The sequence below is a fragment of the Candidatus Izemoplasma sp. genome (assembly GCF_982632705.1).
The window spans coordinates 32,232-46,894 of the sequence record NZ_CEXEES010000010.1; the positions used below are offsets into that span (position 1 = coordinate 32,232).

Genomic DNA, 14,663 nt, shown 5'->3' on the forward strand with positions numbered 1-14,663 from the left:
AAATAAAACTGAAACAAAAATGTTTCAGTTATTTTGTATATTCTTCTAGTCCTGCTTTAAGTATATTCATAGCGTGTTCCATGTCTTTTGTGTTTAAGACATACGCGATACGTACTTCATTTTTACCAAGCCCAGGAGTCGCATAGAATCCTTCAGCTGGAGCTAACATAATTGTTTGTCCGTCTACTTCAAAGTTTTCTAACATCCAAATTACAAATTCTTCGGCGTCTTCAACAGGAAGTTTTACTACAACGTAAAAGGCACCTGTAGGTTTTTCACAAACAACACCAGGAATTTCTTGAAGAGTTTTATAAACGATGTCTCTTCTGTCTTGATATTCAGCTTTTACTTGATCTGTATATGAATCAGGTAACTGATAAAGAGCAGCAGCACCTATTTGTTCTAATGTAGCAACACATAATCTTGCTTGACATAATTTTAAGATGTTTTTAATTAATACTTTGTTTTTAGAAGCGATACTACCAATTCTAGCACCACATGCACTATATCTTTTTGAAACAGATTCGATAATGATTGTTCTATCTTGAACACGTTCAATGCTTCCCATTGAAATACCTTCAAGACCATCAAATGCAAATCCTCTATATACTTCATCACTTATAATATATAAGTTATTTTCTAATGCGATATCTGCAAGCATTTCCATTTCACCTCTTGTTAAAATGGTACCGGTTGGGTTACCTGGATTACTAAATAGAATTGCTTTAGTTTTTGGTGTAATTAGTTTTACTATTTCCTCTTTAGCTGGTAGATGGAATCCTTCTTCAGCTTTAGTTGTTATTGGCTTGATTGAAACGTTTACTCCACCTGTAAACCCGTTATAGTTTGTATAAAAAGGCTCAGGAACTAGAATTTCATCTCCTGGATCACAGATCGAAATTGTAGTGAATGTTAAAGCTTCACTACCACCATTTGTGATTAGGATTTCATCCTCATCAAAATGGATATTGTCTCTTTTGAAGTAATCTCTAATAGCGTTGATTAATACTGGTTCACCTTGACTAAAAGAATACTTTATTACAGAAGTATCATAATTGTTGATAGCATCCATAAATACCGATGGAGTTTTAATATCAGGTTGTCCGATATTTAAATGAAATACTTTTTTACCTTGTTTTTTAACTTTTGTTGCGATAGGTACTAGCTTACGTACGGGGCTTTCTTGCATGTTCAATACTCTTTGTGATAGTTTCATAATGTTCTCCTCTTCAAAAAATTAACTTTATTGTAACATTGAGATATTTTTTTTACAATAATTATTTATTAAGGTTTTACTTAATTATAACATAGTAATTTATATAGTTTATATGCAAAGTTTTGTTGTTAAAAAGTGTATGAAAATATTTTCATTGATTTTTGTGTTTTGTGGTTGTTTCATTGGTTTTTAAACGGCTATTTAAAGCCGTTTATAATATGGAATAAAAAAAATAAAAAAAATCCCTGAAAACGCTTGTATTATACAGATAGAATTGTTACAATTCAAATGTGTTATAATGAAGATGAAAAAAAGTAAGAAAGGAAGATCAATATGTATATAAAATTATTCATACCTGGACCTGTGGATGTTGAGGCAGATGTATTAGAAAAAATGGCTACTCCACAAATCGCTCATAGAAGCAAAACTGCGAGTGAATTACAAGAGAATATTTCTTTAAAATTACAACAATTAATGTACACAAAAAATACGATTATCTTATCAACTACCTCTGGTAGTGGAATTATGGAGATGGCTATTCGTTCTTTAACAGGAAAGAAAGCAGCAGTATTTAGTGTTGGTGCATTTGGAGACAGATGGTACAAAATGGCAATTACTAACGGATTAGAAGCTGATTTATTCAAATCTGAACCTGGAATGCCAACTACACCTGAAATGGTTGAAGAAGCATTAAAAACTGGTGAGTATGATGTAGTAACAGTTACTCATAATGAAACTAGTAGTGGATTAATGAATCCAGTTGAAGCAATTGGAGAAGTTATTAAAAAGTATCCTGATGTAATTTACTTAGTAGATACAGTTAGTTCTCTTGGTGGAGCTAAAGTTGAAGTAGATAAATGTGGAATTGATTTATGTTTAACGTCAACACAAAAATGTTTAGGACTTCCTCCTGGATTAAGCGTTGCAGCAATAAGCGATAAAGCAATTGCAAGAGCAGAAGCTATTGGACCTAGAGGATTCTATTTAGATTTAATGAATGTAGTTAAGAGAGTTAAAAAAGATTTCCAATATCCTACAACTCCTTCTACACCACATATGTGGGCATTAGATTACCAATTAGATAAAATCATCAATGTTGAAGGATTAGACAATCGTTTTGATCGTCATGAAAAATTAGCTGATATCGTTAGAGATTGGGCAACTAAACATTTTGAACTATATGCAAAAGATGGTTATAGAAGTAATACTGTTACAACAATTATGAATACAAAAGGTAATAGTATTGCTGGTTTAAATAAAGAGTTAGCTACAAGAGGTTATATGATTAGTAATGGTTACGGAGATTTAAAAGAGAAAGCATTCCGTATTGCACATATGGCTGATCGTAAAGAAGAAGATTTATTAGCATTATTAAAAGAAATCGAAAATATCTGGAATCTATAGGAGGTTACTATGTATAAAATATTAGCCAACGACGGTATTGATGAATCAGCAAAATTAAAACTAATTGAATTAGGGTATGCTGTTGATACAAATCATTACCAAGGTGAAGACTTAGATAAAATGATCAAAGAAGTAGATTGTATTATTGTTCGTTCTGCTACAAAAGTTAGAGAAGCTTTAATTGATAAAGCATTAGAAACAAAACAATTAAAACTTGTTGTTAGAGCTGGAGTAGGGATTGATAATATCGATCATGTTTATGCCAAAGAAAAAGGGATAAGCGTTAGAAACACACCAAATAGTAGTAGTGACGCAGTTGCGGAATTAGCTATTGGACATATGTTTGCACTTGCAAGACATATATATATAAGTAACGTAACAATGAGACAAGGACTTTGGAACAAAAAGCAATATAAAGGTTTCGAATTAAGTGGGAAGACTTTAGGACTTGTTGGATTTGGTCGTATTAGTAGATCTGTTGCTAAAAAAGCAATGGCACTAGGTATGACAGTTATTTATGATGATATTATGGGTAAAAGCGATTTAATGCCTGAATGTAAATTCGTTGGTAAAGATGAACTTTTAAAACAAGCAGATATCATTAGTTTACATATCCCATTCATTAAATCTGTTGGTGCTTATTTAGATGAAGCAGCATTCAATTCAATGAAAAAAGATATGGTTATTATTAATACAGCTCGTGGTGGAGTTGTTAATGAGAACGCACTTCTAAAAGCATTAGATAGTGGAATTGTTAAAATGGCAGCGTTGGATGTATTCGAAGAAGAACCAACGAAGGATGAAAGAATATTCAGCCACGATTTAATCAGTTTAACACCACATATCGGTGCATCAACAATAGAAGCACAAGCTCGTATTGGGGAAGAAACAATACAAGTAATTTTAGAAACGTTATCTTAGGAGGATACACAAAATGGCTATAGTTAGACCGTTTAGAGCTCTTAGACCAAGAAAAGACTTAGTTGATAGAGTAGCATCATTACCATACGACGTTATGGACCGTAAAGAAGCAAAAGAAATGGCAAAGGGAAATCCATATAGTTTCCTACATATTGTACGATCTGAAATTGATTATCCATCAAGCGTTGATCAGTACGACGAAAAAATATACAAAAAAGCACGTAAAAACTTACGCGTATTTGAAGAAGACGGAATTTTAGTACAAGATGAGAACCCATCAATCTATATCTACCGCCAAACAATGGACGGAAGAGAACAAACTGGATTTGTTGGATGTACAAGTGTTGATGATTATGTGAATAACGTAATCAAAAAACATGAATTGACGTTATTACGTAAAGAAAGAGATAGAGTTGATCATTTCGATGCATGTGATGCGAATACAGCTCCTATTTTCTTAACATATCGTGATGAAGATAGACTAAACGAAATACTAGAAGAGTGGACTCAAAAAGAACCAGTTTCAGATATCACAACTGAAGATGGTGTTGGGCACATTATGTGGGTTATCGAAGATGAGAAAGTTTGTACTGAAATTACTGAACGTTTCGCAACAATCGATAGTTTATATATTGCTGATGGTCATCATAGATCAGCTTCAGCTTCAAAAGTAGCATTACAAAGAAGAACAAAATTCCCAAATTATACTGGAGAAGAAGAATTCAACTTTTTCATGAGCGTTATCTTCCCAGAATCAAACTTAAGCATTATGCCTTACAACAGAATCGTTCATGATTTAGGTGGAATCACTTTAGATCACTTCTGGGCAGAAATGCATAAATTATTTGATATCGAAGAAAACAAAGCACCATACAAACCAACTGAAGCAAAAACATTTGGTATGTATGTAAATAAAGTATGGTACAAATTATCTCTTAAAAAGGATACATGTACAGCTGATACTATCGTAGATAATATCGATGCTGCAATTTTAGAGAAATGTGTATTAAACGATATCTTAGGAATCAAAAACTTAAGAGATAGTTCTCGTGTTACTTTCGTTGGAGGAATCAGAGGACTAAAAGGATTACAAGATAAAACAGATAAAATTGATGGTTGTGGATTCGCAATGTTCCCAGTAACTATGAAAGAAATTATGGATGTAAGTGATGCTGGTTTAATCATGCCTGCAAAATCTACTTGGTTTGAACCTAAATTAAGATCAGGGTTATTCGTTCATAAATTTGATAGCTACAACTACGAACAAGGTGATAGTTCAATCACAAATGAAACACAAGAATATATCGATCAAGTATTAGAAACTGTTAAGAAAAAAGATGGACACCAAACTGAATTCGTTCAAGCCGTTACTGAAGTTCTTCATAGTTTAGGACCAGTACTTGAGAAACACCCTGAATATATCGAAGATAATATTTTAGAAAGAATTGTAGAACCAGAAAGAGCAATTCAATTTAGAGTACCTTGGGTTGATGATGAAGGTAACGTTCAAGTAAATAGAGGATTCCGTGTTCAATTCAATGGAGCTATCGGGCCTTACAAAGGTGGACTTCGTTTTCACCCTACTGTTTACTTAGGACTTGTTAAATTCTTAGGTTTTGAGCAAATCTTTAAAAATAGTTTAACTGGACTTCCAATTGGTGGAGGAAAAGGTGGATCTGACTTTAGCCCACTTGGTAAATCAGATGAAGAAATTAGACGTTTCGCAGAAAGCTTTATGACTGAACTATACCGTCATATCGGACCTGACGTAGATGTACCTGCAGGGGACATCGGTGTTGGTGGAAGAGAAATCGGTTATATGTACGGACAATATAGAAGAATCAAAGGTGCATTTGAAAATGGTGTGTTAACTGGTAAAGGTTTAACATACGGTGGTAGTTTAATTCGTCCTGAAGCAACAGGATACGGAGCAACTTACTTCGCATTACAAATGTTACGTCATGATGAAACTGACTTCCAAAACAAAACAGTAGCAGTATCAGGATTTGGTAATGTTGCATGGGGTGTTTGTAAGAAAGTTCGTGACTTAGGTGGTAAAGTAGTTACATTATCAGGGCCAGAAGGTTATGTATATGATCCTGAAGGTGTAGTAAACCAAGAGAAAATTGATTTCTTAATCGAAATGAGATCAAATACAAAAGGTAAAATTACTGATTATGCAGAAAGATTCGGATGCGAATTTTTCCCTGGTGAAAAACCATGGGTTAGAAAAGTTGATATTGTAATGCCTTGTGCAACACAAAATGAAATCCATCCAGTTGATGCGGAAATGATCATTAAAAATGGAGTAAAATATATTGTAGAAGGTGCAAATATGCCAACTACAAATGAAGCAGTTGCATTATTACAAAAAGCAGGAGTTGTTATTGGTCCTGGTAAGGCTGCAAATGCAGGTGGAGTTGCTACAAGTGCATTAGAAATGGCTCAAAACTCAATGAGAATTAGTTGGACTAGTGAAGAAGTAGATGAAAAACTTCGTAGTATTATGAAAAATATTTACAACAGTTGTGTGAGAGCATCTCAACGTTACGGATTTGGGTATGACTTAATCGCAGGAGCGAACATTGCAGGATTCACAAAAGTAGCAGATGCAATGATTGCACAAGGTAAGTATTAATATAGAGGAGGCTAACCATGGGTTACGCTTTAAAAGAAACAGAGTTTAGATATCGTGCATGGACACAAGAAGGTAAGTGGCAATTAGGTGAACTTACAACTGATAAATATGTAAAGATTCATGAGGGATCAAATGTGTTTCACTATGGCCAAGCATTGTTTGAAGGATTAAAAGCTTACCGCACAAAAGATGGTAGTATCCAATTATTTAGACCAGATTTAAATTTTGAAAGAATCAATGCAGGGTTAGACAGAATAGTCGCACCAAGATTAAGTAAAGAATTATTCTATGATGGAATTACTAAAGTTGTAGAGGCAAATATTGATGATATTCCAGAATATGGAACGGGTAAATCATTATATATACGTCCTTATGTAATTGGACATGGAATGAACTTAGGTGTTAAGCCAAGTGATGAATATATGTTTAGTGTATTTTGTGCTCCTGTTGGAACATATTTTGCAGGTGGATTAGAAGCATTAGACTTCGTTACAACAGATTTTGATAGAGCAGCAGCTCAAGGTACTGGACAAGTTAAAGTAGCTGGAAACTATGCAGCTAGTTTATATCCAAGACAAATTGCCAAAGATGCTGGGTATGCTGGAGTTATTTATTTAGATCCATCTACTCACACAAAAATAGATGAAGTTGGAGCAGCAAACTTTTTCGCTGTAACAAATGATAATGTCGTAGTAACACCAAAATCTTCAAGTATTTTACCAAGTATTACTAAAAGAAGTATTTTATATATCGCAGAACATATGCTAGGTATGAAAGTTGAAGAACGTGATTGTTTCATTGAAGGACTTGATGAATTCAAAGAAGCAGGAGCTTGTGGAACAGCAGCAATTATTACTCCAATAAAATCAATTACTCACAAAGGGAAACAACATCAATTTGGTAACGGAGACGTTGGACCAACAATCAAAAAACTATATGATACATTGTTAGGTATTTACTATGGTGACATAGAAGCTCCTGAAGGATGGATGCATAAAGTATTATAACAATATAGAAGGACTTAGAAATAAGTCCTTTTTTATATAAAAAAAAGACATCTATACGATGTCTTTTATTCTCTTTGCAAGTCCTACTAATTTCCTCTTAGGTACTGAGCAAATTGCTATTCTTAGTCCACCATCTACTTCAACAGTGAATATATTGTTTTTCTGTAATCTAACATTTAAAGCTTCTTTTTCTGTATTGTCAGAGACTTTAATAGTTACAAAGAATCCTTCTCTAAATGGATAAACGTCTAAACCAACTTCCTTGGCTTCTTTCACAAATATCGCAGCTCGATCACGAATCAAGTCTACATAGAATTGTTTTTCTTTCATATAGGTATCTCTTAACTCTTTTGTTTGTGTTACCAAACTAAATAATTCCATTGCACTATTATTAACAGTAGACCAAATTGATCGTGCGCTATAAATTCCTGCGTTTATGAATTTTTGTCTTTCTACAATGTTTGATGTTATACAAACAGCTGCTCCAGCTCTTGCTCCATAAGCAGTCATCGTTTTTGATGTACTAAATGCAATGACGATCATTACATTCTCGTTTAAGTTTTTGTATTTCTTGAAGTGCTTTTTCCATTCGTGTCCTTTTGTATTAAAATCAACATAGGCAATGTCATTAAGTATAACAACGGGTCCTTTAGATGATAACTCATTCACAAATTCTAGCACTTGATCCCATTCGTCTGAAGACATTGTGTATCCCGTAGGATTATGACATGGGTCATTCAAGATAGCTAGGACTTTTCCTTGTGCTTCCATTACTTTAGTACAAGACTCTTTAAAGTCTTCAATATCAAATGCATCACCTTTGAATAAGTTATAATCAGCTAACTCTACACCAAATTCGTTTGCCATTGTTTTATATGGTCCCCATCCTTGAGATGGTTTTAATATAGTTTCTCCAGGGTTAAGAATGTTTTTGATAGTAGAAGATATTGCTCCTGCACCACCAGGTGTTGCCAAAATCTCACAATCAATAGTTGTATCCAATCCACCAAATAACCACTGATAAACAGCGTCTCTGAATCCAAGGTTTCCTTGAATAGAGGATGCATATTTTGCCTTTTGAATTTTGTCTATTGTTTCATATGGTCCCCATACAGAATCAAATGCTACAAATACACCATTCTCATCGAATAATGTTCCTAATGTCGCATCTACAACTGCTTCATCACCATAGACTTCTTTTGCCTCTTTTGCCTTTATAGCAGCTTTGAAAACTTTGTCTACCATAACTTTTCCATCACTTAGTTTGTTTAAAAATGAATTCATGTTTTCACCTCGAAATGTATTGTTTTTATCAATATAATTATAACATTTTAGAAAATAAATACCACATTAAAGTGTTAAATAAAAACTTTTTTGACTGTTTGCTTTTTAAAAATTATATAAATATGTTATATTTATTATATGAGGTGATTATATGTTAAAGAAAATTACAATGATGTTAATAAAAAAGGATATTACTCTAGAAGAGCATAAGTTGATAATACCCAATTATAACAAGAATAAATATGCCAAATACATGTATATTGTTTTTGGAGTTATTTTCTCAATATACTTGATTGACTTGTTTACAGGAATCGAACTTGGAATCAATGGATTATTTGTATATGTAGCACTAACTCTGTTGGTATTATACCCTCTAGCTACAAGAACAGACAATCCGTACGAAGCGCTAATTTTAACAAAATCAATGATCATCAAACGAGATGAACGAACTGAATTAAAAGTTATTGAATATGATCGTATAACAAAATTCAGAAATGATAAAGAGGAAATCTACATTATTCAAGATAATATTTTGATAGCACTTAAAAAAGAGTTATACGAAGATTATATGGAGATATTGATAGATATTCTTGAAGCCAAAGGAAAAACGTTTGACAAAGCAAAAGACTATATGATTAGACCGATTGAAATTGTCTTTGAAGAAGATGGCATTAAGATTAAGGATTTAGAGGTTAAGGAATCTGAAACTGAGAAAGTTACAGCATCACTTTACAATAAGTATGAGCATTTAACACCTGGATTTATAGATGAAATAATTCCAAGGAATGCAATAATAAGAGAAGTTGTTCTTGATGGACCACATTTACAATTGTTATGTAGTGCATTAACTGTAAAACATGATCATCCAGAGAACACAGGTTTTGATAATTTAGAAGTCGATGATTCTATATTTGTATTTGAGAATGCATTAATCTTAGAGTTTGCAGTCAGGGATTCAAATGAGAGAGCAGCACCTTACAATGATTTTGACGTTACTTCTCAAAACTTGATTGATGAGTTAACGAATAGTGTTGTTGATGATTGGAAGTACGAAAAGAATGTAGTAAAATTAGTATGTAAAGCTGGTTTAGGTAATGTTAAAATCGCCATCAAATACAAGGAAGTTATTATAGGATGGAATTCTGAGAAGTAATGATATATTACTTCTCTTTTTTTTGCTATAATTAAGTAGGTGATGTTATGAATACTGAAACACATATAAAACAACAATTAATGAAATTTAACATGTATGGGTTGTTAAAGAATTTAAGATTCTTTGATCCATTCCTTTTACTATATCTTATAGAAAACGACATTTCATTTGGAATGATTGGAGTTTTGTTTGCTATTCGCGAAGCGATTGTGTATATATTTGAAATTCCGTCTGGAATTATCGCTGACCAGTACGGTAAGAAAACTGAGTTAATTGCATCGTTCTTATTCTATATATGCTCATTTGTTTTGTTCTTTCTTGGTGGAAGTATATTGATTTTTATACTAGCATTTATTGTATTTGGATTTGGTGAAGCATTCAGAACTGGAACACATAAGGCTATAATTATAGATTTCATGGAATACCATAATATTACAACGAATAAGAGTGTTATATATGGGAAAACTAGATCGTATTCATTAATTGGTTCAAGTATATCAAGTCTACTATCAGTTGTGCTAATTATCTACATTAAAGAGTATAATATTTTATTCCTGATCGCTATTATTCCTTATATAATAGACATGTTCTTGATATTTTCATACCCAGGTTACTTAAATTTTACTAAGAATCATAAATTTACATTTAGAGAGTTTTATAACGGTACTATTGGTTTACTTTTAATATTAAAAAAAGATATGAAATTAAGAGGGACACTTATAGATTCGTCTCTTTATAACGGTATATTTAAAACTGTAAAAGATTATATTCAAGTTATTTTGTTCCCTCTACTAGTGGGTGTTGTATTAATTACTAGCCAGGATGAAGAAACCAATAATAAAGTAGTTATAGGTATAGTGTATGCTGTAATATATTTTGTATCTTCATATGCATCAAAGAATGCACATAGATTTAAAGGAGATAACTATAATAGATCATTACCATTCTTTTGGATTATGTTATTTATTGTGAGTGCATTCATAGTTATTCTAGAGGATCAATACATATACATCACACTAATGTTTCTAGCACTGTATATCATTCAAAATATACGAAAGCCAATTATGGTTGAAAAAATAGGAGATATCGCTGATAAGAACTATAGGGCAAGTGTCTTAAGTGTAGAATCACAATTAACCAGTATAGTTGTTATAATATTTGCACCGGTACTCGGTTTTATATTTGACCATTATGGATTCAGTTATGTATTTATAATAGTAGCACTTCTCAGTTTGATTATGTATAAGGTAACAAAAAAATAGAGCTTTAAGCTCTATTTTTTATTTCTTCAATTACTTTTAGAATACTTTTTCTTGCTTCTGATGGTAATATATCCTGACTGAATAAGTTATCAATAAATTCAACTCTTGACTCAAGTCTAGATATAAATAATTCTTTATATTTCGTATCTGTGAAATCCGGATTGTAGTTCTCTATATCTGCAAACGAGATATCTTCAATACCATTTAAAGGATGAAACTCTAAATCATTTTCTACAATACTTTCGATGATTCCCAATGTAATTTTTGGAGTTATATTCTTGTTTAGGAAATATCCAGTGTTAATAACATAGCAATCAACTCCAGTATTTTCAAATAAATCTTTGAATTTTGTATAATCATTTTTTAGTGGATATAATCTAAATGGATTTGCATATGGTTCGATAACCAATCTATTTACAACAGCACCATGTTCAGCACTTGATCTTTTTGTAGCTAGTGTTGCACCAAGAGTAGAACCAAGAACACTTGAATTAACTTTTATGATTGGAGGTAAAGAGTCATCCTTCATTATCCAAAAGATCGAGTTAATTTTGTTATCAAACTTGTATGCTCTGCGTGGAGTCCAAAATTTGGATTTAAGTGCACGTCCATTCCCATTTCTAATATCTTCTGTGATTGGTACGATTAATCCATCATTATCTATTGTTGCTCCAACATTTTGCATAGTTAGTAAATACTTGTTATCTGGACTTGATGTTGGGTAGTCTTGAACTTTGTCAAAGTATGATGGTTCTAAACTTATACTTGATCCATTTTCATTATTAATGATAAATGCGTCGTCATGAAGTACCGTTATATCATATTTACCACCGTGTTTTGAGTGTGTGATTGTTGATTTACCACTTCCGGATAGTCCAAACACTCCAGCAATATATGTTTTATCATTTTCCAAGTTAAATCGTTTTTGTCCACCATGGCAGGCAGTATATCCATTTCTAGATGCAATTGACCAAGCCATAGTTAATGTTGCTTTCTTATGCTCTCCGAAGTATCGTAATCCTATAAGTGCAGCAACGTTATGTTGGTGATCAAATAGACTTAATCCTTCACTGAAATCTAATGCTTGTTCATCTGGATCACTATATAAGAAAATGTCTCCTTCATTTATCTCGTTAGAATTGTTATACATACGATTCATTTCGAAATTAGGACTTTGGAAATTCAACATCCAAGAATATAGCGTATTCTCATATCCTTCTGGTATTAATAAATGTGCTTTTACCATAAAATCTTCATGTAATCCAACATATGCAATACCATGATACATTTTCTTTTTTCTTGAATCAAATATTACATCTCTTAATACATTCGTATATTTAGCAATATTCGACTTATTGATTAGCTTACGTGCTTTAGCTTGTCGACCAGTAATAATACCATCATTAAACATTAATACTTTGGCATCTTCTTGTAAACCAAGTTCTTTTGCTCGATGAATAGGTAGGTCTGAAACAGTAGTTCCCGGCGCGTTTAAAGCAAGTTCATATGCTTGAGCTAATGTTGATACAGTTTGCACATTGTTACGATAATATGCAGTTTCTATAGTCGTTCTGACCTTGTTAAAAAGGTGTGGATTACCTTGACCGATTTGGTCTCTAGTTAATTTTGATCTTGTTGACATATCTTTACCCTCTATAAATTAGCTACAAGTGCACTAAGTGCAATTGAGTAGAATTTACTTTCAGTTGAGTCTGCTCTACTTGTTAATACTATAGGTTTTTTAGCTCCTGCGATTACGCTTGCGCTTTTCGCATTGGCTAAAAACATCATTGTCTTATAAAATACATTTCCAGCTTCGATTCTAGGCATTACTAGAATATCTACATTCCCCGCTGCTTCATGTGTGATCCCTTTATGATGTGCTGCTTCTTTATTGATTGCGTTATCTATTGCAAATGGACCTGCTACTATGCAATCTTTGATGATTCCTTCATCATTAAGTTTAATCAGTTCTGCAGCATCTAATGTTGCTTCCATTTTTGGATTGACCTTTTCCACTGCACCAATAATTCCAACATATGGTTTTTCATTACCAAGTGCTTTTGCAATGTGTACTGAGTTCTCTATAATTTGTCTCTTTTCATCAACAGTAGGAGCAATATTCATAGCTCCATCTGTCATAAACAAAAGTTTATGATGCGTTGGAACTTCCATTACACTACAGTGTGAGATTCTATTGTTTGTTCTTAAACCAAATTCCTTGTTTAATGCAGCTTTTAGTATTATTGAAGTATCAACTAAACCTTTCATCAAGAAATATGATTCATTTGATGAAACTAATTTAACAGCAATCAAACAAGCTTCTGTTTTATCTAATTCATTGATTATTTGATAATTATCTGGGTTGAACGAATGATTATTTAATATTTCAATAATCTTTTTCTCGTCCCCAACTAAAATTCCATGAATAATATCTTCTTTTCTTGCTAATTCAACTGCTTCTAATACATGCTCATCTGCAGCACAGGCTACAACAAGAGTTTTTGTTTCAATGCTTTTTGCTTTTTCTACAAGTTCTTGTATCGTTTTTATCATAATCTCACCTACTTATATTCTTTTGATGTTTCAATTTTTCTTAATACACGTAATCCACCATATGCTAAAGCTTCCATTTCGTCCTCACCAGGATAAACAAGAACATTACTAATAAATGAAACACGTTCTTTAATAATGTCTATAATCATTTTATCATATGCTAAACCACCAGTGATAATGATTGCATCAACATCACCTTTCAAAACAGTAGCACCTGATCCAATTTCTTTTGAAATTTGATAACACATTACTTCTAATATAAATTTAGCGAAATCATCACCTTCATTTATACGTTTCTCTATTTCAAAACCATCGTTGGTACCTAGATATGCAACCATACCTCCGTTACCATAGTTCATTTTCTTGATTTCTTTTAAAGTATATTCACCACTTAATGCCATTTTGTATAGTGGTCCAATAGGTACTCCACCACTACGTTCAGGAGACATTGGTCCGTCACCATCAAGTGCATTGTTAACATCTATTACTCTACCTTTTTGATGCATACCTACGCTGATTCCCCCACCAAGGTGAACAACGATTAAGTTTAAATCTGTATAGTCTTTGTTTAGGTCTTTTGCAGCTTTTAAGGCGATTGCTTTTTGGTTTAATGCATGGAATAAACTTTGACGTTTTATATCAGGCATTCCAGTAAATCTAGCGATTTCATCCATTTCATCAACTGCGACAGGATCAACAATGAATGCTGGTTTATTGATTGAATCAGCTAGTTCTTTTGCAATTACACAACCAAGATTTGATGCATGTTCTCCTCTTGGAGCTTCTTTAACATATTCAATCATTGCATCGTTTACTAAGTATGTACCACCTTCAATTGGCTTTAACATACCTCCACGACCAACAATTGCATCAAATGATTTCAATTCAATTTTTTCTTTAATTAGTGTATTTAGTACAGCGTCTTTTCTAAATTCATATTGGTCGAATATCGTCTCAAATGAATTGATTTTTTCTGTGTTATGTCTAATGCTTTTTTTGAATGTTAATTCCTCATTCTCATATACTGCGATTTTGGTAGACGTACTACCGGGATTTATTGCTAAAATAGTGTATTTCATTGTTTCCTCCTAATGTAAAAAATTACGAATTCATTATAACATGGTAGCGTTTTCATGACAACCGTTATTTCAACTTTTTTTGAAGGGCTAAAATTAGCCGTTTTGCATATGTTTTTACTGCGTTTTTATCAAAGGGGTCATAT

11 protein-coding genes and 1 pseudogene are annotated in these 14,663 nt (G+C 32.6%); 7 read left to right on the top strand and 5 right to left on the bottom strand.

All coding sequences use genetic code 11. The features are described 5' to 3' along the window. Window positions 1-28 precede the first annotated feature (28 nt). Window positions 29-1,216 carry a pyridoxal phosphate-dependent aminotransferase gene (locus AC2LE6_RS02530; RefSeq protein WP_484477672.1) on the bottom strand — a complete coding sequence of 396 codons (1,188 nt, stop codon included), beginning with the start codon at window positions 1,214-1,216 and terminating at the stop codon, window positions 29-31. Window positions 1,217-1,549: 333 nt separating this feature from the next. Here AC2LE6_RS02530 and AC2LE6_RS02535 point away from each other — a divergent pair, with 333 nt between their 5' ends. The 5 genes and pseudogenes from AC2LE6_RS02535 to AC2LE6_RS02555 all read left to right on the top strand — a co-directional run bounded on the left by AC2LE6_RS02535 (window position 1,550) and on the right by AC2LE6_RS02555 (window position 7,186). Next, the gene (locus tag AC2LE6_RS02535) at window positions 1,550-2,620 is read left to right on the top strand and encodes a pyridoxal-phosphate-dependent aminotransferase family protein (RefSeq protein WP_484477673.1); all 1,071 of its coding nucleotides are present in this window, start codon (window positions 1,550-1,552) and stop codon (window positions 2,618-2,620) included. A gap of 9 nt (window positions 2,621-2,629) precedes the next feature. Continuing rightward, window positions 2,630-3,541 (top strand): D-2-hydroxyacid dehydrogenase, encoded by a 912-nt coding sequence (locus AC2LE6_RS02540; RefSeq protein ID WP_484477674.1) that lies wholly within the window; start codon window positions 2,630-2,632, stop codon window positions 3,539-3,541. A gap of 13 nt (window positions 3,542-3,554) precedes the next feature. Next, window positions 3,555-4,514 (top strand): annotated as a pseudogene (locus AC2LE6_RS02545) (DUF1015 domain-containing protein); the annotation flags it as partial. A 306-nt stretch (window positions 4,515-4,820) separates the two neighbouring features. Next, the gene (gene gdhA / locus AC2LE6_RS02550) at window positions 4,821-6,179 is read left to right on the top strand and encodes an NADP-specific glutamate dehydrogenase (RefSeq protein ID WP_484477682.1); all 1,359 of its coding nucleotides are present in this window, start codon (window positions 4,821-4,823) and stop codon (window positions 6,177-6,179) included. A gap of 17 nt (window positions 6,180-6,196) precedes the next feature. Beyond that, complete coding sequence (locus AC2LE6_RS02555) at window positions 6,197-7,186, top strand: branched-chain amino acid aminotransferase (RefSeq protein ID WP_484477675.1); 990 nt, start codon at window positions 6,197-6,199, stop codon at window positions 7,184-7,186. Between the two features lie 51 nt (window positions 7,187-7,237). Here AC2LE6_RS02555 and AC2LE6_RS02560 read toward each other — a convergent pair whose 3' ends face one another. After that, complete coding sequence (locus AC2LE6_RS02560) at window positions 7,238-8,470, bottom strand: pyridoxal phosphate-dependent aminotransferase (protein ID WP_484477676.1); 1,233 nt, start codon at window positions 8,468-8,470, stop codon at window positions 7,238-7,240. A 151-nt stretch (window positions 8,471-8,621) separates the two neighbouring features. Here AC2LE6_RS02560 and AC2LE6_RS02565 point away from each other — a divergent pair, with 151 nt between their 5' ends. After that, window positions 8,622-9,623, top strand: coding sequence for a hypothetical protein (locus AC2LE6_RS02565; protein ID WP_484477677.1), 1,002 nt, complete (start codon window positions 8,622-8,624; stop codon window positions 9,621-9,623). A gap of 47 nt (window positions 9,624-9,670) precedes the next feature. After that, the gene (locus AC2LE6_RS02570) at window positions 9,671-10,885 is read left to right on the top strand and encodes an MFS transporter (protein ID WP_484477678.1); all 1,215 of its coding nucleotides are present in this window, start codon (window positions 9,671-9,673) and stop codon (window positions 10,883-10,885) included. A gap of 4 nt (window positions 10,886-10,889) precedes the next feature. Here the strand turns inward: AC2LE6_RS02570 and AC2LE6_RS02575 are convergent, their stop codons facing one another. From AC2LE6_RS02575 to buk, 3 genes are read right to left on the bottom strand one after another with little or no spacing between them, the layout of a single operon-like run. Then, window positions 10,890-12,527, bottom strand: a complete 1,638-nt coding sequence (locus AC2LE6_RS02575) for a phosphoenolpyruvate carboxykinase (ATP) (protein WP_484477679.1) — start codon at window positions 12,525-12,527, stop codon at window positions 10,890-10,892. An 11-nt stretch (window positions 12,528-12,538) separates the two neighbouring features. Then, window positions 12,539-13,441: a bifunctional enoyl-CoA hydratase/phosphate acetyltransferase gene (locus AC2LE6_RS02580; protein ID WP_484477680.1), complete on the bottom strand. Its 903-nt coding sequence runs from the start codon at window positions 13,439-13,441 to the stop codon at window positions 12,539-12,541. An 8-nt stretch (window positions 13,442-13,449) separates the two neighbouring features. Continuing rightward, a complete protein-coding gene (gene buk / locus AC2LE6_RS02585) occupies window positions 13,450-14,520 on the bottom strand; it encodes a butyrate kinase (RefSeq protein WP_484477681.1) in 1,071 nt (356 codons plus the stop codon). Window positions 14,521-14,663 lie beyond the last annotated feature (143 nt).